This is a genomic window from Clostridium homopropionicum DSM 5847 (genome assembly GCF_001263795.1).
Taxonomy (GTDB): Bacteria; Bacillota; Clostridia; order Clostridiales; family Clostridiaceae; genus Clostridium_H; species Clostridium_H homopropionicum.
Genome location: NZ_LHUR01000011.1, coordinates 103,871 through 128,388, shown reverse-complemented (window position 1 = coordinate 128,388; position 24,518 = coordinate 103,871). Strand labels below are relative to the sequence as shown.

Here is a 24,518-nt window from a genome sequence, read left to right as displayed (position 1 = left end):
TGACCTAGTCAACGTTTTTATCTATATTTAATCTTTTGGCCTTGTTGAATTTTCTTAATAACATCATCCTCAAGAGGGACTAACTGTTTTCTATTAGTCATATTAATAACATTCATAACATCAATACTTTCACCATGTCCTTTGGTCTTTAAGCCTTTCAGACCTTGAACAACTATAGAATGGCCTTGAGCAACAGGAATAAACTCTGGTTTTTTAAACCATTTATTTTTTCTGTACACGCATTTTATAATATTTTTACTTCTTTCAGGTTTTATTAATATCGTAACAGTTAGCTTATGAAAAATCCATAATATAGGTTTTTCTTCGATTTTAACTGAAATTACTTTTCCTTGAGCTTGAGTAATTCTATCCCCATATTTTTTCATATAAGAATTTGTGTAATAATTTGTTATTTTTGCTTTTAAGCCCATATGTATATAACTCCTTTACATTTATTATAATCACAAAATGATAACTAAAGCTAATTATATCATAGTATCTTTTTTTTTAAAACCTCTAATTATAGTTTAGCCCATTATATATAAATAATGTAGAATAAAATTTAAATGGAAATTATTATAATAAAATTTGTTCCTAAAATGCTTGTGGAAGAATATTAATATAATAAGTGTAAGGAAAAGGAGGGATAGATTATGGAACTATTGTCCCAAGATATTATATATAATTTTGACATGAAGGAAATAGAAAATAATGTTGATAGATTTAGTATGCCAGAATATGTAGATGAGGTATATGAGAAGATAAGGATTTCTTTAGGAATTAATGAAGAGGGATATAATGTTTATTTAATAGATGATTTTTCTAAATTTAAGCTTGAAAATATTGTGGATTATGTAAAAGAAATTTTAATGAAAAAAGATAAGCCAAAGGATATATGTTATTTAATTAAAGAGGATCAATATAGGCCTTTCCCGATTTGCTTATCAGGAGGGAAGGGAATAAAATTAAAAGAAGCTATGGAAGGTATTCAAGATAAATATTTTAGAGTAGCATATGATTTTTATAATGGAGATATTAATAAAGAAAAGGAAGATATTATAGATAAAATTCAAAAGAAACGGGCTGATTTAGTTAATGAACTGATGAGCAATGCCAATGAACTTGGCTTTGAAATTAAATCTTCAAATAAAGGTTTCACCTTTATACCTTTAAAAAGTGGAGAAATAATGACAGAGAAAGAGTATGATTCTCTAGAAACAGAAAAAAAACAAAAAATACTTTCTAAAGTTACAGAATTAAAAAATAAATCTATAAAAATATTAGAGAGTTTAAAAGAAATTGAAGTTGTTGAAGTAAATAAACTAAAAGAAATTATGCTAGAATATCTTAAAAAAGAGACAAAGGAAATAAAAAGTAAATTTAGTGAGGAATTTTTAGAAGATGAAGAAGCACTTAAATTTATTTATGAAATGTACGAAGAAATGGAGGAAGACATATCCGCTAATTATTCCATGAGTTACGAAGAAGATGAAGAAAAAATAAATGAAATAATAAATAGATATGATATAAATATTTTAGTAGATAACAGTGAAAATTCTTTTCCACAGGTTTTATATGAAGAAGATCCAAATGTAATAAATTTAATGGGGAGTATTGAATATAAAAGTCAAAGCGGCACTTATGTTACGGATCTTTCTTTAATAAAAGCCGGTTCTATTCTAAGGGCTAATGAAGGATGTTTAATAATTAGAGCAAATAATCTATTAGCCAATCCAACAGCATACCATAATTTGAAAAAGGTACTATTAAATAGAAAAGTAGATTTAAATTATAATAAAGGCTACATTGATCTTTTATCTTTAAGTGGAATAGATCCAGAGCCCATAAAAGTTAAAGAAAAGATAATATTAATTGGTGATTATGAGACCTATGATATTTTATATAACTATGATGAAGATTTTAAAAAAATATTTAAAATTAAGGCTCAGTATAATCCAATGGTAACAATAGATGATAATTCAAAAAAATCGTTAATTAGAAATATTAAAGACATTTGTACAAAGTATGATGTAAAAATATTAGAAGACAGTGCCATTAAAGAAATTGCTAAGTATTTATCACGGAAAGCAGAGAATAGAAAAAAGTTTTTAATGGATAATGAAGAAATTAGTAAATTAATTGCATTTTCAAACAATAAAGTAGAAAATGAAAATGGCAATAGTATTACTGATAAAGATATTATTGAGGTAGCCTATAGGGAAGACTTGGTTGAGAGAGAAATTAGAGAGTACTACGAGGATAATAAAATACTTATAGATGTAAATGATAATAAAGTTGGTCAAGTGAATGGACTTTCGGTTATAGACGCTGGACATTTTAGTCTTGGAAAGCCGATAAGGATAACCTGCTCCTGTTATAAAGGTGAAGGGGAAATATTAGATGTTCAAAAGCTAAGCAATCTAAGTGGCAATATTCATAGTAAAGCAGTAAATATTTTAAAAGGCTTGATTGGGGAGCTTTTTGGAAAGTACAACAAAATGCCAGTTAACTTCCATCTTAGCTTTGAACAGACCTATGGAAAAATTGAAGGAGATAGTGCTTCGGTTGCTGAATTTATCGCAATTGTTTCATCTTTAAGTAATATGCCTGTAAAGCAGAATATAGCAGTTACTGGTTCTCTAAATCAATTTGGAGAAGTTCAGCCTATTGGTGGAGTAAATGAAAAGATAGAGGGATTTTTTAAAGTTTGCAGATGTTTGGGAAGTGCAAAAGATAAGGGAGTATTAATACCTGTATCAAATAAAAATAACCTTGTTTTATCAAGAGAAGTAGAAGAAGCAATACTAAATGGAGAGTTCCATATTTATACTATGAAAAATGCAAAGGAAGCTATAGAAATATTAATAGGAAATTACGAAGAAGTAATAGATGCTTCTAAAAGAGAAATAAAGAAATACGGTAAAAAGAACCTTTAGTACCCTAAGGCTATTTTAAAGATTGGTGAGTTCATTGTAATTTATAATTATAATGAACTCACCAATCTCTTAAAACATAGCCTAATTTTAAACATTGAATCTAAAGTTTACAATATCTCCATCTTGCATTACATATTCTTTTCCTTCAAGCCTATAATATCCTTTTTCTTTTGCAGCAGCTTCAGAACCACATTCAACTAATTTATCATAAGATACTATTTCTGCTCTAATAAAGCCCCGTTCAATATCAGTATGTATTTTACCAGCGGCTTTAGGAGCTTTAGTACCAATTTTTATAGTCCAAGCTCTAACTTCTTCTTTACCTGCAGTTAAGAAACTCATTAACCCTAGTAAAGAATAACTTGAACGAATAAGCTTACTTAGGCCTGGTTCAGTTAAGCCGTATTCTGAGAGAAGTTCTTCTCTTTCAGCATCATCAAGTGAAGAAAGTTCTTCTTCAATTTTTGCACATATAGTAATTACTTCTGAATTCTCCTCTTCAGCGTATTCTTTTACTTTTTTTACAAAAGAATTTTCAGAGTTTCCGGATATAAGGTCTTCTTCAGAAATATTTGTTACATATAATATAGGTTTTGAAGTTATTAAAAATAGATTTTTAACTATTGATTCCTCATCCTCTGTAAATTCCATAGTTCTTACTGGCTTGTTAGACTCTAGATGAACTTTGATTTTTTCCATTACTTCTAGTTCAGCTTTAGCCTCTTTAACTCCTCCGCGAGCAGATTTAATGCCTTTTTCGATTCTTCTCTCTAAAACTTCAAGATCTGCGAAAATTAATTCTAAGTTTATTGTTTCAATATCACGTATAGGATCAATAGAGCCTTCTACATGAACTATATTATCATCTTGAAAGCATCTAACCACATGAACAATAGCTTCTACTTCTCTAATGTGAGACAAGAATTTATTTCCAAGGCCTTCACCCTTGCTAGCTCCCTTTACTAAGCCAGCAATGTCATAAAATTCTACTGAAGCATGAACTTTTTTCTTAGAATTATATAATTTTTCAAGAGTATCTAATCTATCGTCTGGAACACTAACTACACCAATGTTAGGTTCAATAGTACAAAAGGGATAGTTTGCAGATTCCGCTCCTGCCTTTGTAATTGCATTAAAAAGGGTGCTTTTGCCAACATTTGGCAAACCAACAATTCCTAATTTCATCTATGTACATTCCTTTCTTTCTGTTTTGTTTAATATACTAATTGATTATACCTTAGTTTATATTTGATTTCAACAAAGATGGGGATTTTGGATTAAATAGTAATATAAGAAAAACGCCACGCATTTTTCTATAGTAACCAGTAACCAGTTGATAGTAGAGATAATAAAACTGGTTACTGGGAATTGGCTACTGGTTACTAAGAATTTTTTAAATCACAACTTTAATAAGTATTAAAAAATATATTAAAAAACATAAAAAATAAGAAGGATTTTTAAAATATACATAGAATAAATAAAGTAAGTGGTTAAATGTGGAGTGAAGTGGAGCAAAGTGATAGGGGTGTAAGAAGTGTTTATTGGAGAATATAAACATTCATTAGATACAAAAAACAGAATGATATTACCCTCTAAATTTAGAGAAGAACTTGGAGAAAAGTTTGTATTGACTAAAGGTTTAGATGGATGTCTGTATGTTTACCCTATGAATGAATGGAAGATATTGGAGGAAAAATTGAAAACACTGCCACTTACCAGTAAGGATGCAAGAGCATTTGTTAGATTTTTCTTTTCAGGAGCAAACGAAATTACTATCGATAAGCAAGGAAGAGCGCTTATTCCACAAAATTTATTAGAATATGGACAAATTTTTAAGGATATAGTAAGTATTGGAGTAATGACTAGAATAGAAATATGGAGCAAAGAAAGATGGGATGAATATAATTCATCTGATATTGATTTAAATGAAATAGCCGAAAAAATGACTGAATTAGGTATATAAAAGGAGAATAAAATGGATTTTAAGCATATACCCGTATTGTTAGAAGAAGTAATAGATTCATTAAATATAAAAAGTGATGGTATTTATGTAGATTGTACCTTAGGAGGAGCAGGACATTCTAGTGAAATAATAAAAAAATTGTCTCCTAAAGGACTACTGGTAGGTATTGATCAAGACATGAATGCAATAAATGCAGCTAATGAAAGATTAAAAAAATACGAAAATGTAATGTTTGTACATAATAATTTTTATAATATTGACAGCATTTTAGAAGAAAAAGGCATAGATAAAGTGGACGGAATTCTTATGGATTTGGGAGTATCCTCTCACCAGTTAGACACTGCTGAAAGAGGCTTTAGTTATATGAAGGATGCACCTTTAGATATGAGAATGAACAGGGAAGAAAGCTTTTCTGCATATAACGTTGTTAACGATTATAGTGAAGAGGAACTATATAAAATAATAAAAGAATATGGTGAAGAAAAATTTGCAAAAAAAATTACAAGTTTAATAGTGAAAGAAAGAAGTGTAAAACCTATTAATTCAACCTTTGAATTAGTAGAAATTATACGAAAAGCAATACCTATTAAATTTCAGCAAAATGGACATCCAGCAAAAAAAACCTTTCAAGCAATTAGAATAGAAGTAAATAGAGAGCTTTTTATTTTGAATAAAGCCTTAGAAGATAGTATAAACCGATTAAAAATAGGGGGAAGGCTTTCAGTAATAACTTTTCATTCCTTAGAAGATAGGATAGTTAAAGTAAAGTTTAAGAGCTTAGAAAACCCGTGCACCTGTCCTAGTGAATTCCCTGTTTGCATCTGCAATAAAAAACCTATTATAAATATCGTAAATAAAAAACCAATTGAAGCAAGTGAAGAAGAATTAAAATTAAATTCTAGAAGTAAAAGTGCTAAACTAAGAATCGTAGAAAAGTTATAGTTCTAAAATTAGAATGGAGGGAATAAAGTGATAGTATCAAATAAAAATAATATAGTTAATGGAAATAATGCATTAATACCAGAATATTCACCTAATCCTCAAATAGAAAAACAAAGGCATAGAGATTTAGAAAAATTAAGAAAAGAACATTTAAAACATAACAAAGAAAAAGCAATAATTAAAAAAGTAAAAACTCTAAGAAATATTGTAATTCTATTTGCTTTAGGAATCATTCTAATTTATAGATATTGTCTAATATATAATACAGAAAAAGAAATAATTGATGTTAAAAAAAGTATTTCATCAATTAATGCAGAAAATGAAAGTTTAAAAATAAGTTTATTAAAATATAATAACATAGGTTCCCTTGAAGAAGCTGCAGTAAGTAAGTTAAATATGATTCCTAAAAGCACAACCAGTGCCATATACATAGACTTGGATAAAAATAATTTTAAAGAGACAAGTGGAGAAGAAAATAAGAATAGTGGATTCATAGATAAGTTAAAGAAGATTCTGTATTAGCGGAGGTAAAATAGTGTGGCTAAAAGGGAATATAGAGACAAGGTTATAATAAAGCGAAGGATGCTGGTAGTTTTCTGCATGCTTTTGCTTTTGTTTTTTGGTCTAATTGGTAGATTATCATACCTAATGATAGTAACTTCACAAAAATATAAGAGTATTGCAACGGATCAATGGACAAGTGATGTAAAAATTGAAGCTAGAAGAGGGAAAATATTAGATAGAAATGGAAATGAGCTTGCTGTAAGTGCTAATGTTTATAGGGTAGATTTAGATATGAATACTCTAAGAAAAACTAAAGACGACCTTAAAATTACTGATGATGAACTGGCTTCAAAGCTTTCAGAGGCTGTTGGAATCGAAAAAGAAGAAGTATTAAAGATACTATCTAAGACCTTGCCTGGTGGACTTCCAATGGGCTCTGCTACCCTAGCTAGAAGAATAGAAAAAGAACAAGCTGACAAAGTTATTAATTTACAAATAAACGGTAAAAAACTTAGAGGAGTTATTGTATCACCAGATACAAAGAGATATTATCCAAATAACAATTTTCTAGCTCATGTTTTAGGACATACTAGAGCAGATGGAGAAGGTCTTACCGGGGTAGAACTTAGTTATAACAAATATTTAGCTGGGGTGCCAGGGGTGAAAATTGCTGAAACAGATAATAAAAGCCAAGAGCTGCCATATACAATTTCTGAATATACAAAACCTGTTCCAGGAAAAGATGTTGTTCTTAGTGTGGATCAAATGATACAGCATTTTGCTGAAAAAGCAGCACAACAAGCATTAAATGATAATAAGGCTAAAGCTGTCAGTATTATTGTAATGAACCCGCAAAATGGAGAGATTTTAGCAATGGCAAATAAGCCTGATTACAATCCAAATGATCCTTGGGAAGAAGGAAAAAGTTTTGAGGAACTGCAAAAAAATTGGAGAAATAGAGCAGTAAGTGATACTTTTGAGCCAGGATCAATATTTAAAGTAGTAACTGCAGTTGCAGCTATGGAAGAAAAAGTAGTTGATGAGGATACCTATAAAATTACTTGTAATGGTAGTGTTACAATAGGTAATAGGACAATTAGATGCTGGAAAAGAACTGGACATGGAACAGAAACTTTTTTAGATATTCTTAAAAATTCATGTAACGTTGGATTCATGGATTTAGGTAAAAAGCTCGGTGCAGAAAAATTAAATAAATATATAGATAAGTTTGGATTAGGTAAAAAAACAGGAATCGATTTACCTGGGGAAGCAAGTGGTATAATTAAAAAAACACAAGATATAAGTGAAACTGACCTAGCTACTATTTCTTTTGGTCAAACTAATACTTTAACAGGGATACAATACATTACAGCACTAAACGCAGTAGCAAATGGTGGATATTTAATTAAACCTCATGTTGTACGCCAAGTACAGCATTATGATGAAAATAATGAAAAAATTATAGACTTAAGTAATGAAAATTTAGAGAAAAAACAAATTTTGGATAAAGATGTAATGGCTAGATTAAGGGGATATCTTGAAAAGGTCGTTTCAGAGGGCGGTGGACAAAACGCTTTTGTAGAAGGATATAAAATAGCTGGAAAAACTGGTACAGCTCAGAAGGTTGTTGATGGAAGATATGCTGAAGGAAAGTATATTGCTTCCTTTGGAGGAATGGCTCCTGCTGACAATCCTAAGGTTACTGTGTTTATATCAATAGATGAACCAGATCCTTCAAAGTATTATGCTGGACAAATTGCTGCGCCAGTTGCTAAACAAGTATTTACTGATATATTTAACTATTTAGCTTACAGTAGTAACGAGACGGATAAAATGTTATTGAAAAACATAGTAATTCCTGAAGTTAGAGGTTTGAAAAAAGATGAAGCTGTTAAAATATTAAAAGAGAATAAATTAAATTATGAAATAGATAAAGATGGGGAGTATATAGTAGATATGACTCCAAAACCAGGATATTCAGTAAATGAAGGAGGTAAAATACTTCTTTACACTGGAGATTCTCAAAATTATAATAAGGAAGTGGTAGTTCCTAACCTAAAAGGATATGATAAAGATAAGGCAATTCAATTGCTCAGTAGTTTAGGTATTCAAGCTAAAGTAATAGGTGAAGGAATAGTTTCAGAACAGAGCATAAGTTCTGGTCAAAAGGTAAATAGAGATTCGGCAGTTATTACTTTAACATTAAAAGAGGTAGGAGATTAGTTTCTTAATAATATGTGATTAGCTTTCTGCTAATCACATTACTTTATTAAAAGAGGTGTCTTTATGAGATTATCAGTATTATTAAAGAAAATAAATTATCAATTAATTAAAGGTGATTTAGAATTAGAAGTTAATTCTATTCAGTATGATTCAAGAAAGGTTAGAGAAGGAGACCTTTTTGTATGTATTGAAGGATTTAATTCTGATGGACATAAATATGCATATAAAGCAGTAGAAAATGGAGCAAAAGTAGTAATTTGTACTAAAGAATTAGATAAAAGCTTAATGGCAACAATTATAAAAGTAGATGATTCTAGAAAAGCTTTAGCATCAATAGCATCAGAATTTTATGGAAATCCCGCCGATACTTTAAAGTTAATAGGTATCACAGGTACTAATGGGAAAACTACTTCTAGCTATATGATTAGGTCTATTCTAGAAAGTGTCGGTTATAAAACAGGATTAATTGGGACCATTGCAAATTATATTGGAAATGAAAAATTGAAAGCTGAGAGAACTACGCCTGAATCTTTAGAATTGCATGAATTATTTAGCCAAATGGTAAAACAAAATGTGAATTATGCAATAATGGAAGTGTCTTCACATTCATTAAGTTTAAATAGAGTATATGGTATAGAGTTTTCTGAAAGTATTTTTACAAATTTAACTCAAGATCATTTGGATTTTCATAAAACCTTTGAAAATTATTTTCAGGCAAAATTAATTCTTTTTAAAAATTCTAAAAACTCTATAATTAATATAGATGACATTTATGGACAAAGAATAACAAATGAGCTTAATAATAAGAATATATTATCTTATTCAACAGAAGCTTCAGGAGATTTGATGGCTAAAAATATAATAAATCATTCAAGAGGAGCTGAATTTGATTTATTTTATAAGGGAGAAAGCGTTCATATAAAGCTAAGCATACCTGGCAAATACAATGTATATAATGCATTAGGCAGTGCTGGCGTTTGCATAAATGAAGGCATTTCACTAGATAAAATAAAAGAAGGACTTGAAAATGTAGTAGTACCAGGAAGATGTGAAATTGTTTCTAGAGCATATGATGTTGATTTTGATATAATAATTGATTATGCCCACACACCAGATGGACTTGAAAACATATTAAATACTGCTAGAGAATTCACACGAAAGAAATTAATATGTGTCTTTGGATGTGGTGGTGATAGAGATAAAACTAAGAGACCTTTAATGGGGGAAATTGCTTCAAGGCTTAGTGATTTTTCAATAGTAACCTCTGATAATCCAAGAACAGAGGAACCTTTGAAGATAATTGATGATATTTTAGCTGGAATTCATAATAGCAATTATTCAGTAATTGAAAATAGAAAAGATGCTATTAAAGAAGCAATAAAAATTGCAAAACCAGGAGATGTGATTGTAATTGCAGGTAAAGGGCATGAGGATTATCAAATATTAAAGAATGAAGTAATTCACTTTGATGAAAGAGAAGTTGTAGCTGAAATTATGAAGGAGTTGTTTTAATTGGAAACACTAAGTTTTAGTGAAATTGTAGAAGCTGTAGAAGGAAAAGTAATCATAAATGGAAATTGTCATAAATATAATATTTTGAGCACAGATACTAGGAAAATATGTAAAGATAGTATATTTGTAGCTCTAAGAGGGCAAAACTTTAATGGAAACAATTATGTTGTAGAAGCAAGCAGTAAAGGTGCTAATTTATGTATAGTTGATGAAATTAATTTTGATTCTTCGGAAGTATTAAATAATACTTCGATTATATTAGTAAAAGATTCTAAAAAAGCCCTTTTAGATTTAGCAGAATACTACAGAAGTAAGTTAAAGGTAAAGGTCGTTGCTATTACTGGATCTACCGGTAAGACTTCAACTAAAGATTTAACTGCTGCCGCATTAAGTGGGAAATTTAAGGTGTTCAAAACAAAAGGAAACTTAAATAATGAAATAGGTCTTCCGCTAATGGTTTTTGAATTAGATAATTCTTATGATGTGGCAGTATTAGAAATGGGTATGAGCAATTTTGGTGAAATAGAAAAACTAGCTAAGGTGGCTAGACCTGATTTAGCATTGATTACTAACATTGGAGTTTCTCATATTGAAAATTTAAAAACAAAAGAGAACATTCTTAAAGCTAAAATGGAAATCACTAAGTATTTCTCAAAAGACAATATACTTATAATAAATAATGAAAATGATTTACTTTCTACATTAGATGAGAAAGATTATAAAATATTCAGAGTAGGATTTGGATCAAATGTAGATTTAAAAGCTAAAGATATAGTAATTGAAGAAGATATGATAGAATTTTCTATTGAAGATAAAGGCTTAAATAATAGATTCAGTATACCGATTCCTGGAAAACATAATGTGTTAAATTCCTTGTTAGCAATTGCCGCAGGAAAGCTGCTAGGCGTAGAATATAGTTTAATGAAGGAAAGTATTAAGTCAATTAATTTTACTTCTATGAGACTTGATATTGTAAAAGGAGAAAAATATACTATTATTGATGATTCATATAATGCAAGTCCTGATTCTATGAAAGCTGCTTTAGATGTATTAAAAAACATAAGCGGTAATAGAAAGATAGCTGTACTTGGTACTATGAGAGAATTAGGAGATGAATCCTTTAAATTTCATAAAGAAGTGGGAAACTATGCTAGAAAAAAAGATACAGATTTACTTATTACAGTTGGAGAATATACCAGTGCTTATAGAGAAGGATTTGCTGAAGACAGTAAGTTTATTAGTTTCCAAAATCTAAAGGAAGCAACAGAATATTTACTTAATAATCTTAAGGTTTCTGATGTAGTCCTTGTGAAAGCTTCAAGAAGTATGAGGTTTGAAACTATAGTTAAAGAGCTAAAAGCTAAAAATTGCTAAAGGGGTAAGGGAAAATGAGTTTAATGATTTATTCGGTATTAGTTGCTTTTTTTATTTCAATCTTGCAAGGACCAGTTTTAATACCATTACTTCATAAATTAAAGTTTGGTCAGAACATCAGAGAGGAAGGACCAGAAAGTCATAAGAAAAAATCAGGGACTCCTACTATGGGGGGTATTATATTTATAATATCTACTATCATCACAGTATTTATTATTCTTAAAAAACCAGGATCAGAAACCATTCTTGCTCTATTTGCTTTTATAAGTTTTGGGTCAATAGGATTGTTGGATGATTTATTAAAAATTATTAATAAAAAGAATGAAGGACTTAAAGCTTATCAGAAGATGCTTCTATTGCTTATTGTTTCTTCAATAATCGCTTTTTATGCATATTTTAGTCCTAAAATTGGAAGCAGCATAATAATTCCATTTACACACATAACCTTTGATTTAGGAATTGTCTATGTTCCATTTGTAATTTTTTATTTTGCATCAGCAACAAATGCAGTTAATTTAACTGATGGATTAGATGGTCTTGCGACAAGTATAACTTTATTAGTAATGACTTTTTTAGCAGTAATTAGTTATTCTACCGGGCATTACACACTTGCAATCTTCTCTTCAATAGTTGCGGGAGCTTTACTAGGATTTTTAAGGTATAATGCTCATCCAGCACAAATATTTATGGGCGATACGGGTTCTTTAGCCTTAGGAGGAGCAGTAGCAGTTGTAGCAATGATACTTAAACTAGAACTAATATTTATTATTGTTGGTGGAGTTTATGTTGCAGAGACAATTTCTGTAGTATTACAAGTTACTTCTTTTAAGTTGTATAAGAAGAGAATTTTTAAAATGGCCCCGCTGCATCACCATTTTGAATTAAGTGGGTGGCATGAAACTAAGATTGTTACAGTTTTTTCTATAATTACTGTTATACTATGTTTGATAGGATTTTTATCATTAATGCAGGTAAGAGGATTGTCCTTATAAGTAATTTAAATAGGAGGATAAGTTATGAATAAACCCAAAGTAAAGATGGGTCAAGTTGATTTTATATTATTTTCAACTATTATGCTGTTAGTAGCCATAGGAATAATAATGGTTTACAGCGCAAGTTCATACACGGCTCTACATAGTAAAAGTTATAATTATGATGATATGTTCTTTCTAAAAAAGCAAGTTTTGTGGGGAATAATAGGAATAACCTTTATGATTATTGCTATTAAAATAGATTATCATGTATATAAAAAATATACTGGAATATTTATTATTATTACAGTAATACTTCTTTGTGTAGTATTTGCTTTCCCAGATAATCATGGAGCAAGAAGGTGGATTTACCTTCCAGGAGGAACATCAATTCAGCCCTCGGAAATAGCTAAGTACGTAGTGGTACTGTACCTAGCTAAAAGTATTGAACAAAAGGGAGAAAAGATAAATTCCTTTAGATATGGTGTACTTCCATATTTAATTGTATCAGGTTTTTTTGCCGGACTTATTCTTTTAGAGAAAAACCTAAGTATTGCATCAGTAATAATGATAGTAACTATTATTGTCTTGTTTTCTTCAGGTTGTAAAAAGAAACATATAGGAATTTTAATGTCTCTGGTTGGCGCTGCAGGAATAGCATTTACTGTGCTTGAACCATATAGAATGAATAGATTATTAAGCTTTCTAAATCCTTGGGAAGATCCTAAAGGAGCAGGATATCAGCTAATACAGTCTTTACTTGCTCTAGGCTCTGGAGGGATAATGGGAATGGGATTAGGTCAGTCAAGACAAAAGTGCTACTACATTCCTGAACCACATAATGACTTTATATTTGCAATAATTGGAGAAGAATTAGGGCTTATTGGTTGTTTAATGATTATTCTCTTATTCTCTATATTTATATGGAGAGGTATAAAAAATGCTATAAGAGCTAAAGATGTCTTTGGAACTGTATTTGCTATTGGAATAACTAGTGTCGTTGCTATACAATGTATTATAAATATTGCTGTAGTAACTGGTTCAATGCCAGTAACTGGGGTTCCACTACCCTTTATTAGCTATGGAGGATCATCTTTAGTAATAAACTTAACGGCTATGGGGGTTCTTCTTAATATATCTAGACAAACAACTTGATAATGAATATAAGCATTGTGTCAACAATGCTTTATTTGCGTTAGAATTAATTTAATTAAAAAAAAGATTAAACACATTTTATATTAATTTACAATGTGGTATTATATAGATATAGTTTATTACATTAAGGAGAAAAAAATAATGTCTAAGGATTTAACTAGTAATACTAACAATAGAAATATAAGTAAAAACTATTTAATCGAAAAGCGAAGAAGAAAAAGAAAGATAAAAAGATATTTTTTTCTTTTAATTATATTAATATCTGTTAGTATAACCTTGTGTTTGAAACTAAATTATTTTAATATTAATAACATAGATGTTATTGATAATAGAAATATTCCTTCAGAAGAAATTATTAAGCTTTCAGCAATAACTAAAGGGAATAATATTTTTTATACAAATTTGAAAAAAAGTAAGGCTAATATATTGAGTAATTCGTATATATTAAATGTAAATATAAAAAGGAAATTACCCAATACCATACAAATATTTATTCAAGAAAGATCAGCAATTTTTTATATTAAAAAGGGGGACATATATTTAATAGTAGATAGAGAAGGAGTAATTTTGGAGGAAAAACAAAAGATAGATTCAATGAAGCTTATTAAATTGGAAGGCTTTGATAAAGATAATTATAAGCTTGGAGAAGCAATAGAAACTAAGGATGAGAGAAAGCTTAAACTTATCGGAGAAATAACAACTATGATAGAAAACTTGCAAGATGGGGTTCCAGAACCCTCAATTGTAAATATAGAAGATTTAACAGATATAAAGTTTTTTTATGGAGATATGATGATTAAATTTGGGACTAGTGAAGATTTTACTACTAAGTATAATAGAGCATTAAATATTTTAATTCAAAACAAACTTATAAAGAAGTCTGGATATATTGACGTAAGTTTTAAAGGAGATCCTGTATTCTTTTTAAAGGACTAGGGGGATTTATATGAATAGAGCAAGATCACAAATTTCGGTTGGGGTTGTTTGTGTTTTATTAGGTTTTATGCTTACATATCAGCTAAAGGCTGTTATGCAGCAAAAAAAAGAGCAAGGTGATACAAGAAGTGTAGCACAAATCACTATAGAGGTTGAACAACTAAATAAACAAAAGCAAACTTTAGAAAGTAAGGTAAAAGAGTTAGAAACTGAAATTAAAAATTATGAAAAAGCTGCTTCTAGTAACAGTGAATTATCTAAAGAAGTAGTAAAGAAGCTAGAAGAAACTAGAATTTTGACAGGAAGTGTTGATGTTATTGGACAAGGAGTAGTCATATACATTACTCCTCAAGGGGAATTCTTCTCCAATTCTAATGAAGGGCCAACAATACTAGATATAGACTTAATTAAGCTTGTAAATGAATTGAATGCAGCAGATGCTGAGGCTATATCTATAAATGATATAAGAATTACTTCTAGAACAGGAATAAGAAGTGCTAGCAATTATATTACAATTAATGAAGAAAGAATATCTCCATATAAACGAATAACTATAAAAGCAATTGGAGATAAAGTAAAATTAAAAAAAGCTTTAGATTTCCCAGGAGTATTAACTGGAGGATTTACTGGGGCTGAAATTAAATATGAAGTTCTTGATAATATTAAAGTAAATAGAAATAATGGAGACTTGAAATTTCAATATGCAAAACCTATAAAAAATGACTAGAGGTGTTTTTAATGGTTATATTTGTTGGACTATTAATTGGAACAATATTAGGATTATTTTGGAATATTAACATACCTATGAGATTTTCACCTTATATATCTGTGGCAATATTTGCCTGCTTAGATTCCGTTTTTGGAGCTATTAAAGCATCCATAGATAAAAAGTTTAGAGCTGATGTGTTTATTTCAGGTTTTTTTGGTAATGCGGTTCTTGCTGCTGCATTAACTTATTTAGGAGATAAACTTGGAATGCCAATATATTTAGCTGCAATTATAGTATTCGGGGAAAGAATATTCAATAATTTTGCATCTGTAAGAAGATTATTACTAGAAAGGGCAAGGTCACATCAGTGAGGTGATTATTAGATGAAGACAAATGAAGCTACAATATTTGTTTTTATAGCTTCTATTATTATTGGAGTACTTATTTCAACCAGCATTAACTTTAGAAAAATAAATAATATGATGTTTTTGACACCTGCTGAGTACCAAGAGGCTTATGAAAATACAAGTAAATTAAATAATGATATAAGTAAATTATCAAAACAATATGACGAATATTATAATAAGCTTCAAAGTTACAAGAATAATGAAAATAATTTATTATCTGAAGTAAATAAGGAAATTGCTAATAATGAAATGATTTTAGGCTATACTGATATTGAAGGAGAAGGTGTAGTAATTGAATTAGATGATGGAACTGAAGAAGCTCAAGGAGAGGTTATTGATCCAAATGACTGGTGGGCAAAAACTGTCCATGATAATGATGTTGTAAATGTTATAAATGATCTGAAAATAGCTGGTGCTGAAGCTATTTCAATTAATGGTCAAAGATTAACAGATAGATCAAATATTTTATGTTGGGGAGTATTTATAGAACTAGATGGAGTTAAAATTCCTGCACCATTTAATATAAAGGCTATTGGAGATAAAGAAAAGATATTTAGTTATATGATTGCTGATGGAGGATATTTATCTTTTCTTAAAATTAGAGGAATAAACTTAAATATTTATAAAGAAGATAAAGTTCAAATATTAGGAAATGATAAAAAGACTATGTATAGTTATATGAAAGAAATCAAAGAAAAATAATAGACAATAAGTAAGGGGAAGGTTAGAGTGTCAATAAAGGAAAGAATTGATGATTTAAAAGATCAGATACCGATCCATGCAAATTTAATTGCTGTTTCTAAGACTAGAACATTAGAAGAAATTGAAGAAGCATACCTTACTGGTATAAGGGATTTTGGAGAAAATAAAGTTCAAGAATTGGTAGACAAATATGATAAATTCCATAAAGATGTAAAATGGCATTTTATTGGACATCTTCAAAGGAATAAAGTAAAATATATAGTAGGTAAAGTATTTTTAATACATTCACTTGATAGTATTCAGCTGTTGAATGAAATTGAGAAAAAATTTGCTTCTGCTGGAGAGACGGCAAATGTATTAATTCAAATTAATATAGGAAGAGATGAAAATAAATCTGGAATTTTGATAGAAGCTTTAGAAGAACTTATTTCTGCCTGCGAAAAATGCAATAATGTTAAAGTTCTTGGATTAATGACAGTAATTCCAAAAGGAGATGAAAGCAGCAATAGAAAGTATTTTAGAAAAATGAAAGAGATTTTTGATGATTTAAAAACTAAAAACTATAAAAATATTTCTATGGAATATCTTTCAATGGGAATGAGTGGAGATTATAAAATAGCTCTAGAAGAAGGAGCTAATGTAATTAGAATTGGTGAAGGTATATTTGGAAAAAGAAATTACAATAATAAATAGGAGGTATACGAATTGGCTGGTAAAATAGTAAATAAAGTAATGGATTTTTTAGGACTTGAAGAAGAAGTTGACGAAATAGAGGAAGTTGAAAATACTAATGAAGAAGAAGTATCAGAAATAGACAATATCATTTCTTCAAGTAGTAATTCTAAAAAGCAAAAAGGAAAAGTTGTTAGCATCCATACTGCTGCTAATGCAAAAATTTTGATTGTTAAGCCAATGGATTATGATGAGGCAATAGAAATTTGTGATAATTTAAAAAATAGAAGAATACTTGTGATTAATATGACAAACTTAGAAGCAAAAATTGCTCAAAGACTTTTAGACTTTATGGCTGGTGCAAGTTATGCCTTAGGAGGCTCCTTAGAAGAAGTAGAAAAAGGAGTATATGTAATTTCACCTTCAAATGTAGAAATTTCTAATGAGCTAAAAAATGAATTGTCTAGCAAGGGAATATTAAACTGGACTAAATAATAACTGGAGGAAATGATGGTTATTTTATACAATGCTGTAGGTTTACTTTTTCAATTTTTAGAGACATTGATAATCATAGAAGTTCTATTGTCTTGGGTTTATAGAGGAGAAAACTCCTTAACAAGATTATTACATATTTTTACGGATCCATTTTTAATACCTGGAAAAAGAATTCAGGAAAGAATTATTCCAGGATTGCCAGTGGATTTTTCACCTGTAATAGCTTTATTTATATTAATGCTATTAAGAAATGTTATTTATTCTATTTTAAGGTTATTCTAAGATGAATAAAAAAGAATTTCTTTCTAAAATAAACTATGAAGATAAGATTTTATTGTCAAATATATTTGAAAAAATAGAACTTAGTAATAAAATAAATAAACCTATATATCTTAATGAGTTTTATACACCAAATGTTTGGAAGGCACTGCTTTCTTTTAAGAAGGACTTAGGTATTGAAATGGGAACGTATGGAATCTTTGAAGATAGTGATAGAAGAGTAATTAGCTTTTTACCTTATGGATTCCAAGAAGATATAAACTTATATCCATTGAATTTGATAAAAATTAAGAATAAGTCATCATTTAGTCATCTTTCTCATTCAGATTTTCTAGGAACCTTAATGGGACAAGGTGTTAAACGTGAAAAATTTGGTGATTTAATCCTTAAGGATCAGATTTGTTATGTTCCTATTTGTAAGGATATTTTGCCATATATAAAAGAGAATTTAAAGAGAATAGGTGGTAGTCCTTGTGTAATTGAAAGTATAGATTTTACCAAAGAGGAGATTCCAAGCTTTAATTTTGAAGAAAAAATCATCATAGCTTCTTCCTTTAGAATTGATTGTGTGGTATCAGTTTTTACAGGAAAATCAAGAGCAGTATCTGTTGAAATGATTAATAAGGGAGCTGTACTTATAGACTACGAGAGAATTAATGAAAAAGATACAGATGTAAAACTTAATTCTATAATCACAGTTCGTGGTTATGGTAAGTTTAAAATTCAGAGTATTCAAGGTAAAACACAAAAGGATAGGGAAAAGATTCTTATAAAAAAATACATATGAGCATGAGGTGATAAACTTGATAATTACATCAATGGATATAAACAATAAAGATTTTAAGAAAAATTTTAGAGGCTACGATTGCGACGAGGTAGATGAGTTTTTAGATAAGGTAGCAGAAGATTATGAGACTATATACAAGGAGAATTCTTTATTAAAGGATAAGTTAGAGTTATTAGAAGAAAAACTAAAGCATTATTCAAAAATTGAAGCTACTATTCAAAATACTTTGCTGCTGGCACAAAATGCTGCAGATCAAGCTAGGGAGACGGCTAAAAATGAATCAGGGCTTATTATTAAACAAGCAAATGATTCTTCAAAGAAAATAATAGATAAGGCACATAACGAAGTAATTAAGATAAATGAGGATTATGAAAAAGTTAAACAAGAATTCATGAGATTTAGAGCTAAGTTCAAAAATTTTATGAGTTCTCAATTGGATACATTTAATGAATTAGAAAGAGACTTCCTTAAAGAATATAATGTAGGAGTTACTTCAGATTATTCTAAAATTGAGCCAAAAGGAATTGAAAACAAAAGTGAAAATGTAAAAATAAATGAAAAAGAAATAAAAGAATTTAATAATAATGATTTAGAAGCTATTAAAAGTTTCTTTGCAGAAGATAATTAAGGTTCCACTAATTTTGTGGACCTTTTCTTTTGCAGAAAATGGCCATTATTGACAATAAATTTGCTTTACTGTATTCTTATATAAGCAAATATTTTAAGTGATGGAGGAAAGAGAATGGTTATAGGAATTATTGGAGCAATGGACGAAGAAGTAAAAATATTGTTAGATAATATAATAATAGATAATAAAATGATTAAAGCAAAAATGGAATTTATATCTGGAACTTTGTGGGGCAAAAATGTAGTAGTGGTAAGGTGCGGCATAGGAAAGGTTAATGCCGCAGTATGTACACAAATTTTAATTGATGATTACAAAGTAGACAATATAATAAATGTTGGAGTTGCTGGAGGAATTGGCATAGAAATTAATCCTGGTGATATTGTTGTAGCTGATTCTTTAGTTCAGCATGATATGGATACTTCAGCATTTGGAGATAAGCTTGGCCAAATACCAAGATTAGAGGTTTTTGATTTTAAATGTGATAATAAACTTGTAAGAATTGCAAAAGAAGCTTGTAAAAGCAGCAGTGGTCATAAAAGCTTTGTAGGAAGAATAGTATCTGGTGATCAGTTTATAGCAGATGTTAATAAAATTAAATGGTTACAAGGGGAATTTAGGGCACTTGCCTGCGAAATGGAGGGTGCTAGTATAGCACAGGTTGCTTACCTAAATTCTTTACCCTTTGTTATCATTAGATCAATATCTGACAATGCTAATAGTGGTGCTCACATTGATTTTGAAAAATTTATTCCTATAGCAGTTGAAAACTCAACTAAAATATTAAAAAATATGCTTGAAGCTATGTAACTTATAAATAGAGTTTTTATGTAATAAAATAGGCTCCTTTAGAGAAAATAATAACAGAGTTATTAATAATAAAGGAGCTGTTACAATGGAAAAGGCAAGGATTGAATATTTTAAAGATAAATTACTTAAGGAAAAAGAGAGAGTTGAAAAACTAATAAAACAAATTAAGGAATTTGAAGGAATTGATTCAGATAGTGAATTATCCTCTGAATTATCCCTTTATGATAATCATCCGGCAGATACTGCTCAGGAGCTAATTGATAAAGAAAAGGGAGCTGCTCTTCAAAAAAATGAAATAGAAATTTTAAATTCCATAAATGATTCACTTAAATCTATAGAAAAGGGTACCTATGGAAAATGTAATGCCTGTGGTAAAAAAATTGATGAAGAAAGATTAGAATTTATACCATATACACAGTATTGTTTAGATTGTAAAAAAGAGCAGGTAAAATCCATGCCTGGAGATTCTAAAAACGAACCTCCTGAAGAAGAGGTTTTGTATCCACCTTTTGGCTATGGATATAATGACTTTAAAGATAAAGTAGGTTTTGATGCTGAGGACAGTTATCAAAGTGTTGATAGATTTAATTCTATGGAAAAAGTGTACGATTATGGTGACTACTATGAAGATGAGGATATTGGTTTTGTAGAGGAAATAGAAAAGATTAGTAATGAAGAATATAAGAGACAATTACCTGATTAGATGTAGGTTTTATAAATCTAAATATAATTCACAAGGGGTTGGGGAATAATTGGTTATAATATTAATAGTAGTACTTGGTTTATTCTTAGATAGAATTACTAAGCTCTGGACTTTGAGAACTCTTGCAAATGGTAATGACATAGTAATAATTAAAGACTTTTTTTCCCTTCAATATGTTGAAAACAGAGGTGCAGCCTTTGGCATTTTTCAAGGGAAGGTTATTGTATTGGCAATTGTAACCTTTTTTGTAATAATGGGGATGATATATTATCTGTACAAAGAAGGAGCTAATTCTAGAATTATGACAATCAGCTTTTCTTTAATAATAAGTGGAGCTTTAGGGAATCTATATGATAGAGTTTTTTATAAATATGTAGTAGATTTTGCTCTTTTACATTACAAGGAAGTATACTATTTTCCTAATTTTAATATTGCGGATGTATTAGTTGTGTGTGGTACTATTTTACTTGCATTTTATATATTGAAAGAAGGTAAATGATGGAGTTAAGAAAAATAATAGTAGATAAGGAAGCTGAGAATACTAGACTTGACGTATTTCTTTCAAAAATATTTGAAGATAAATCAAGATCTTATATTCAAAAACTTATTGAAGGTTCTCATATTTTAGTAAATAATAAAGAGAAAAAAAGCAATTACAAGTTAAATAACAATGATATAATTACTATAGAATTGCCAGAAGTACAAGAGTTAGTAGTTGAGGCAGAAAATATTCCATTAGATATATTGTATGAAGATGAAGATGTGGTAGTCATTAACAAGCCTCAAGGCATAGTTGTTCATCCCGCACCGGGAAACTATAAAGGTACTTTAGTAAATGCATTGCTTTATCATTGTGAAGATTTATCTGGAATAAACGGTGTTGCAAGACCTGGAATTGTACATAGGATAGATAAAGACACTTCAGGGATATTGGTTATTGCTAAAAATGATAAGGCACATAATAAATTAGCTGAACAATTGAAAAATCATTCAATGATTCGAGAATACATTGCTTTAGTAGAGGGAAGGATAAAACAAGATAAAGGTGTAGTAGATAAACCTATTGGTAGAAATCCTAAAGATAGATTAAAAATGGGTATTGTAAGTGGAGGAAAGAGAGCAGTTACCCATTACGAAGTCATAGAAAGATTTGAAAAAAATACCTTAATTAAATGCATTCTTGAAACAGGTAGGACCCATCAAATTAGATTGCATATGTCGCATATAGGATATCCAATTGTTGGAGATCCTGTGTACGGAATAAAGAAACAAAAGTTCAATCTAAGAGGTCAAATGCTTCATGCAAAAAAATTAGGTTTTATTCATCCAAGTACTGGAGAATATATGGAATTTGAAAGTTCACTTCCTGAATATTTTACTCATATATTAGATCTACTTTCTAATAAAGAAAATAAAAATTAACTATTGATTTTATAGGGGGAAAACCATGGAGTTTAAGTCAGTATTGTTAGATGAAAAGGCTATGAAGAGGACTCTCACCAGAATAGCTCATGAAATAATCGAGAAGAATAAAGGAGTAGAGGACATAATATTAATAGGAATTCAAAGAAGAGGGGTTCCTATAGCACAAAGACTTGCAAAGTTAATAGAGGAGTTCGAGGATGTTGCAGTAAAGGTTGGCAGTGTTGATATTACCTTATATAGAGATGATTTAACTGAATTAGGTGAACAACCCTTGATTAATAATAGCAGTATAGATCTAGATGTTAGAAATAAAAAAGTGATTTTAGTAGACGATGTACTATATACTGGAAGAACTGCTAGAGCAGCAATGGAGGCAATTATTAAACAGGGAAGGCCTGCTAATATACAATTAGCAGTACTTATAGATAGAGGGCATAGGGAACTTCCTATTAGGGCAGATTATGTAGGGAAAAATACACCTACTTCTAGAAAAGAATTAGTTGCTGTAAAAGTAAATGAAATTGATGATGAGGATTCTGTAAAGTTATATGAGTTAATGTAATAAAAGTTGGTTTGATTAATCAAACCAACTTTTATTACATTAAGGTTACATTTAGACTTTTTTTAAATTAGGTTCCTGTGGAGTTATATATATAGTTTGATTAGTGTAGTATATTACCATTCCTGGTTTCGCCCCATTAGGTTTTTTTAGATTTTTAATTTCTGTATAATCTACTGGGACATTAGAAGAATTTTTAGACTTACTGTAATAAGCAGCTAAGTTTGCAGCTTCTTCTAGGGTTTTACTTGGTATCTTGCCATTGGCTTTAATTACAACATGTGAACCAGGTATGTTTTTAGTATGAAGCCATATATCATTTTTATTTGCAAACTTTAAACTTAGATAATCATTTTGTATATTATTTTTTCCAACATAAATATCAAAACCATCGCTAGATATATAATGCATTGGTTTGGACAGTTTAGTTTTATTATTTTTATTAGACTTCTTAAATTTTATATAACCAGTTTCAATTAGCTCTTTCTTTATATCTTCAATTTCATTATAATTATCTACATTGTGAATATTAGTTAATACTGAATTTAGGTATTCTAATTCTTCTTCATTTTGATTAATTTGATCTTTTGCAGACTCTTCAGATTTTTTTAATTTATTATATCTTTTGTAATAGGATTGAACGTTTTGTGAAGGAGTTTTATTTACATCTAAGCTTATAGAAATTTTATCAAAAGCGTCACTGTAATAATTGATTACTTCAATTTCCTTCATTCCTTTTTCTATTGCATAAATATTTGCTGTTAATAATTCACCATAAAGTTTATATTTTTCTTTATCCTCGCATTCCTTTAAGGTAGAAGTTAGAATTTTGTGTTTTTTTGTGCATCTATTTACATTATTAGTAACTATTTTTATTAGGTCAGAACTGGCAGCTTTAAGTCTATCAACCTTATCTTTAATATAATAGAAATCTTCCAGTAAATTAGATGGAGAGGAATAACTGATTTTATCTAAGGAAGCCATAGAGTTTAATGGAATACAGTAAAAATCTAATAATTTATTTCCATCTTTATATTCATAAAAATTAAATGTATTGCTTTTTATATCTAACATTACAGTTTTGAAATAATTAGAGATTTGTACTAAATTATCTTTATAAAAAAATATATTCAATTGATTAAGATTATGCACAATCTCTTTAGATAGTATTTTCCCAATTCCGGTAAAGATATTTGAGAAAAAAGTTTCCGTAAAATTAATATCATTGTCATTGATAAAAGATTTAACCTCGGATATTTCATAACCCAGAGGATTGAGTTTATTTGATTTAGGTGGGAAAATGTATTTAATCCCTGGTAAAACAGTTCTATATGAATTAAGGTCAGGAGAAATATGTTTAATACAGTCCATTACCAGCATATCTCTATGTCTTATTAGAGTTATATTGCTATGTCTGCCCATAATTTCTATAGCAAGTGAATAAACACTATCAAAACCAAGTTCATCTGTACTTTCGAAATCTATTGTAACAATTCTATCCAAATCTAATTGTTTTATATTGATGATTTTTGCACTAGTCAAATATTTTCTTAATACCATACAAAACATAGGAGCTTTTAGTGGATTTTGTTTATTCATATTGGTAAAATGTAGTCGAGGGTAATTAGAGCTTGAACTGATTAGTAGTTTATAGTTTTCTTTACCATTACGTATACTTAATATTATTTCATCAGATTCAGGTTGGTTAACTTTATCTACCTTGCCATTCAAAATTTTATTATTTAATTCGTTAACTATACTGCGTAGGAAAACTCCGTCTAGAGCCATACTATCATCCTTTCTAAATTATATGATAGTATACTTAAAAT

At 29.2% G+C, this 24,518-nt stretch carries 26 protein-coding genes; 23 read left to right on the top strand and 3 right to left on the bottom strand.

The window, feature by feature from the left end; all coding sequences use genetic code 11:
• Positions 1–17 precede the first annotated feature (17 nt).
• Positions 18–431, bottom strand: coding sequence for a hypothetical protein (locus CLHOM_RS02830; RefSeq protein WP_052220171.1), 414 nt, complete (start codon positions 429–431; stop codon positions 18–20).
• A gap of 222 nt (positions 432–653) precedes the next feature.
• On the opposite strand from CLHOM_RS02830, the gene CLHOM_RS02825 reads away from it, so the two are divergent.
• On the top strand, positions 654–2,936 hold the full coding sequence (locus CLHOM_RS02825) for an AAA family ATPase (RefSeq protein ID WP_052220170.1): 2,283 nt from the start codon (positions 654–656) through the stop codon (positions 2,934–2,936).
• An 87-nt stretch (positions 2,937–3,023) separates the two neighbouring features.
• Here CLHOM_RS02825 and ychF read toward each other — a convergent pair whose 3' ends face one another.
• Positions 3,024–4,121 carry a redox-regulated ATPase YchF gene (gene ychF, locus CLHOM_RS02820; protein ID WP_052220169.1) on the bottom strand — a complete coding sequence of 366 codons (1,098 nt, stop codon included), beginning with the start codon at positions 4,119–4,121 and terminating at the stop codon, positions 3,024–3,026.
• A gap of 349 nt (positions 4,122–4,470) precedes the next feature.
• On the opposite strand from ychF, the gene mraZ reads away from it, so the two are divergent.
• The 22 genes from mraZ to pyrR all read left to right on the top strand — a co-directional run bounded on the left by mraZ (position 4,471) and on the right by pyrR (position 22,692).
• Positions 4,471–4,899: a division/cell wall cluster transcriptional repressor MraZ gene (gene mraZ, locus CLHOM_RS02815; RefSeq protein WP_052220168.1), complete on the top strand. Its 429-nt coding sequence runs from the start codon at positions 4,471–4,473 to the stop codon at positions 4,897–4,899.
• Between the two features lie 12 nt (positions 4,900–4,911).
• Positions 4,912–5,841: a 16S rRNA (cytosine(1402)-N(4))-methyltransferase RsmH gene (rsmH, locus tag CLHOM_RS02810; RefSeq protein ID WP_052220167.1), complete on the top strand. Its 930-nt coding sequence runs from the start codon at positions 4,912–4,914 to the stop codon at positions 5,839–5,841.
• Between the two features lie 27 nt (positions 5,842–5,868).
• Complete coding sequence (locus CLHOM_RS02805) at positions 5,869–6,363, top strand: hypothetical protein (RefSeq protein ID WP_052220166.1); 495 nt, start codon at positions 5,869–5,871, stop codon at positions 6,361–6,363.
• 15 nt (positions 6,364–6,378) lie between these two features.
• Complete coding sequence (locus CLHOM_RS02800; protein WP_052220165.1) at positions 6,379–8,568, top strand: stage V sporulation protein D; 2,190 nt, start codon at positions 6,379–6,381, stop codon at positions 8,566–8,568.
• Between the two features lie 63 nt (positions 8,569–8,631).
• Positions 8,632–10,080, top strand: coding sequence for a UDP-N-acetylmuramoyl-L-alanyl-D-glutamate--2,6-diaminopimelate ligase (locus CLHOM_RS02795; protein ID WP_052220164.1), 1,449 nt, complete (start codon positions 8,632–8,634; stop codon positions 10,078–10,080).
• Entirely contained in the window at positions 10,081–11,454 is a 1,374-nt protein-coding gene (locus CLHOM_RS02790; RefSeq protein WP_052220163.1) for a UDP-N-acetylmuramoyl-tripeptide--D-alanyl-D-alanine ligase, read from the top strand.
• A gap of 14 nt (positions 11,455–11,468) precedes the next feature.
• A complete protein-coding gene (mraY, locus tag CLHOM_RS02785) occupies positions 11,469–12,446 on the top strand; it encodes a phospho-N-acetylmuramoyl-pentapeptide-transferase (protein WP_052220162.1) in 978 nt (325 codons plus the stop codon).
• A 24-nt stretch (positions 12,447–12,470) separates the two neighbouring features.
• Positions 12,471–13,580: a stage V sporulation protein E gene (gene spoVE / locus CLHOM_RS02780; RefSeq protein WP_052220161.1), complete on the top strand. Its 1,110-nt coding sequence runs from the start codon at positions 12,471–12,473 to the stop codon at positions 13,578–13,580.
• A gap of 141 nt (positions 13,581–13,721) precedes the next feature.
• Positions 13,722–14,516 (top strand): cell division protein FtsQ/DivIB, encoded by a 795-nt coding sequence (locus CLHOM_RS02775; protein WP_052220160.1) that lies wholly within the window; start codon positions 13,722–13,724, stop codon positions 14,514–14,516.
• Positions 14,517–14,526: 10 nt separating this feature from the next.
• The gene (locus CLHOM_RS02770; protein WP_052220159.1) at positions 14,527–15,243 is read left to right on the top strand and encodes a DUF881 domain-containing protein; all 717 of its coding nucleotides are present in this window, start codon (positions 14,527–14,529) and stop codon (positions 15,241–15,243) included.
• 11 nt (positions 15,244–15,254) lie between these two features.
• Positions 15,255–15,596, top strand: a complete 342-nt coding sequence (locus CLHOM_RS02765; protein WP_052220158.1) for a small basic family protein — start codon at positions 15,255–15,257, stop codon at positions 15,594–15,596.
• A gap of 12 nt (positions 15,597–15,608) precedes the next feature.
• The gene (locus tag CLHOM_RS02760) at positions 15,609–16,334 is read left to right on the top strand and encodes a DUF881 domain-containing protein (protein ID WP_052220157.1); all 726 of its coding nucleotides are present in this window, start codon (positions 15,609–15,611) and stop codon (positions 16,332–16,334) included.
• Between the two features lie 27 nt (positions 16,335–16,361).
• Positions 16,362–17,027, top strand: coding sequence for a YggS family pyridoxal phosphate-dependent enzyme (locus CLHOM_RS02755; protein ID WP_052220156.1), 666 nt, complete (start codon positions 16,362–16,364; stop codon positions 17,025–17,027).
• Between the two features lie 12 nt (positions 17,028–17,039).
• On the top strand, positions 17,040–17,501 hold the full coding sequence (locus CLHOM_RS02750; RefSeq protein WP_052220155.1) for a cell division protein SepF: 462 nt from the start codon (positions 17,040–17,042) through the stop codon (positions 17,499–17,501).
• A 15-nt stretch (positions 17,502–17,516) separates the two neighbouring features.
• A complete protein-coding gene (locus tag CLHOM_RS02745; protein ID WP_052220154.1) occupies positions 17,517–17,783 on the top strand; it encodes a YggT family protein in 267 nt (88 codons plus the stop codon).
• A gap of 1 nt (position 17,784) precedes the next feature.
• A complete protein-coding gene (locus tag CLHOM_RS02740; RefSeq protein WP_052220153.1) occupies positions 17,785–18,567 on the top strand; it encodes a YlmH family RNA-binding protein in 783 nt (260 codons plus the stop codon).
• A gap of 16 nt (positions 18,568–18,583) precedes the next feature.
• Positions 18,584–19,195, top strand: coding sequence for a DivIVA domain-containing protein (locus tag CLHOM_RS02735; RefSeq protein WP_052220152.1), 612 nt, complete (start codon positions 18,584–18,586; stop codon positions 19,193–19,195).
• Positions 19,196–19,309: 114 nt separating this feature from the next.
• A complete protein-coding gene (locus CLHOM_RS02730) occupies positions 19,310–20,002 on the top strand; it encodes a 5'-methylthioadenosine/adenosylhomocysteine nucleosidase (protein ID WP_052220151.1) in 693 nt (230 codons plus the stop codon).
• An 85-nt stretch (positions 20,003–20,087) separates the two neighbouring features.
• Complete coding sequence (locus CLHOM_RS02725) at positions 20,088–20,705, top strand: TraR/DksA C4-type zinc finger protein (RefSeq protein ID WP_052220150.1); 618 nt, start codon at positions 20,088–20,090, stop codon at positions 20,703–20,705.
• Between the two features lie 49 nt (positions 20,706–20,754).
• Positions 20,755–21,204, top strand: a complete 450-nt coding sequence (gene lspA, locus CLHOM_RS02720) for a signal peptidase II (protein ID WP_052220149.1) — start codon at positions 20,755–20,757, stop codon at positions 21,202–21,204.
• Positions 21,204–22,127, top strand: a complete 924-nt coding sequence (locus CLHOM_RS02715) for an RluA family pseudouridine synthase (protein WP_052220148.1) — start codon at positions 21,204–21,206, stop codon at positions 22,125–22,127. The genes lspA and CLHOM_RS02715 overlap by 1 nt, the downstream gene beginning before the upstream one ends.
• A 25-nt stretch (positions 22,128–22,152) precedes the next feature.
• Complete coding sequence (gene pyrR / locus CLHOM_RS02710) at positions 22,153–22,692, top strand: bifunctional pyr operon transcriptional regulator/uracil phosphoribosyltransferase PyrR (protein WP_052220147.1); 540 nt, start codon at positions 22,153–22,155, stop codon at positions 22,690–22,692.
• A 51-nt stretch (positions 22,693–22,743) separates the two neighbouring features.
• On the opposite strand, the gene CLHOM_RS02705 is transcribed toward pyrR, so the two are convergent.
• Positions 22,744–24,477 carry an Rqc2 family fibronectin-binding protein gene (locus CLHOM_RS02705; RefSeq protein WP_052220146.1) on the bottom strand — a complete coding sequence of 578 codons (1,734 nt, stop codon included), beginning with the start codon at positions 24,475–24,477 and terminating at the stop codon, positions 22,744–22,746.
• Between the last annotated feature and the right edge of the window lie 41 nt (positions 24,478–24,518).

Coding starts and splice junctions, on each gene's coding strand:
- ychF (WP_052220169.1), bottom strand. CDS start 4,121: ATGAAATTAGGAATTGTTGGTTTGCCAAATGTTGGCAAAAGCACCCTT.
- CLHOM_RS02740 (WP_052220153.1), top strand. CDS start 17,785: ATGAATAAAAAAGAATTTCTTTCTAAAATAAACTATGAAGATAAGATT.
- CLHOM_RS02825 (WP_052220170.1), top strand. CDS start 654: ATGGAACTATTGTCCCAAGATATTATATATAATTTTGACATGAAGGAA.
- CLHOM_RS02725 (WP_052220150.1), top strand. CDS start 20,088: ATGGAAAAGGCAAGGATTGAATATTTTAAAGATAAATTACTTAAGGAA.
- CLHOM_RS02775 (WP_052220160.1), top strand. CDS start 13,722: ATGTCTAAGGATTTAACTAGTAATACTAACAATAGAAATATAAGTAAA.
- CLHOM_RS02770 (WP_052220159.1), top strand. CDS start 14,527: ATGAATAGAGCAAGATCACAAATTTCGGTTGGGGTTGTTTGTGTTTTA.
- rsmH (WP_052220167.1), top strand. CDS start 4,912: ATGGATTTTAAGCATATACCCGTATTGTTAGAAGAAGTAATAGATTCA.
- CLHOM_RS02760 (WP_052220157.1), top strand. CDS start 15,609: ATGAAGACAAATGAAGCTACAATATTTGTTTTTATAGCTTCTATTATT.
- CLHOM_RS02765 (WP_052220158.1), top strand. CDS start 15,255: ATGGTTATATTTGTTGGACTATTAATTGGAACAATATTAGGATTATTT.
- CLHOM_RS02730 (WP_052220151.1), top strand. CDS start 19,310: ATGGTTATAGGAATTATTGGAGCAATGGACGAAGAAGTAAAAATATTG.
- CLHOM_RS02705 (WP_052220146.1), bottom strand. CDS start 24,477: ATGGCTCTAGACGGAGTTTTCCTACGCAGTATAGTTAACGAATTAAAT.
- CLHOM_RS02795 (WP_052220164.1), top strand. CDS start 8,632: ATGAGATTATCAGTATTATTAAAGAAAATAAATTATCAATTAATTAAA.
- pyrR (WP_052220147.1), top strand. CDS start 22,153: ATGGAGTTTAAGTCAGTATTGTTAGATGAAAAGGCTATGAAGAGGACT.
- CLHOM_RS02745 (WP_052220154.1), top strand. CDS start 17,517: ATGGTTATTTTATACAATGCTGTAGGTTTACTTTTTCAATTTTTAGAG.
- spoVE (WP_052220161.1), top strand. CDS start 12,471: ATGAATAAACCCAAAGTAAAGATGGGTCAAGTTGATTTTATATTATTT.
- CLHOM_RS02715 (WP_052220148.1), top strand. CDS start 21,204: ATGGAGTTAAGAAAAATAATAGTAGATAAGGAAGCTGAGAATACTAGA.
- CLHOM_RS02830 (WP_052220171.1), bottom strand. CDS start 431: ATGGGCTTAAAAGCAAAAATAACAAATTATTACACAAATTCTTATATG.
- mraY (WP_052220162.1), top strand. CDS start 11,469: ATGAGTTTAATGATTTATTCGGTATTAGTTGCTTTTTTTATTTCAATC.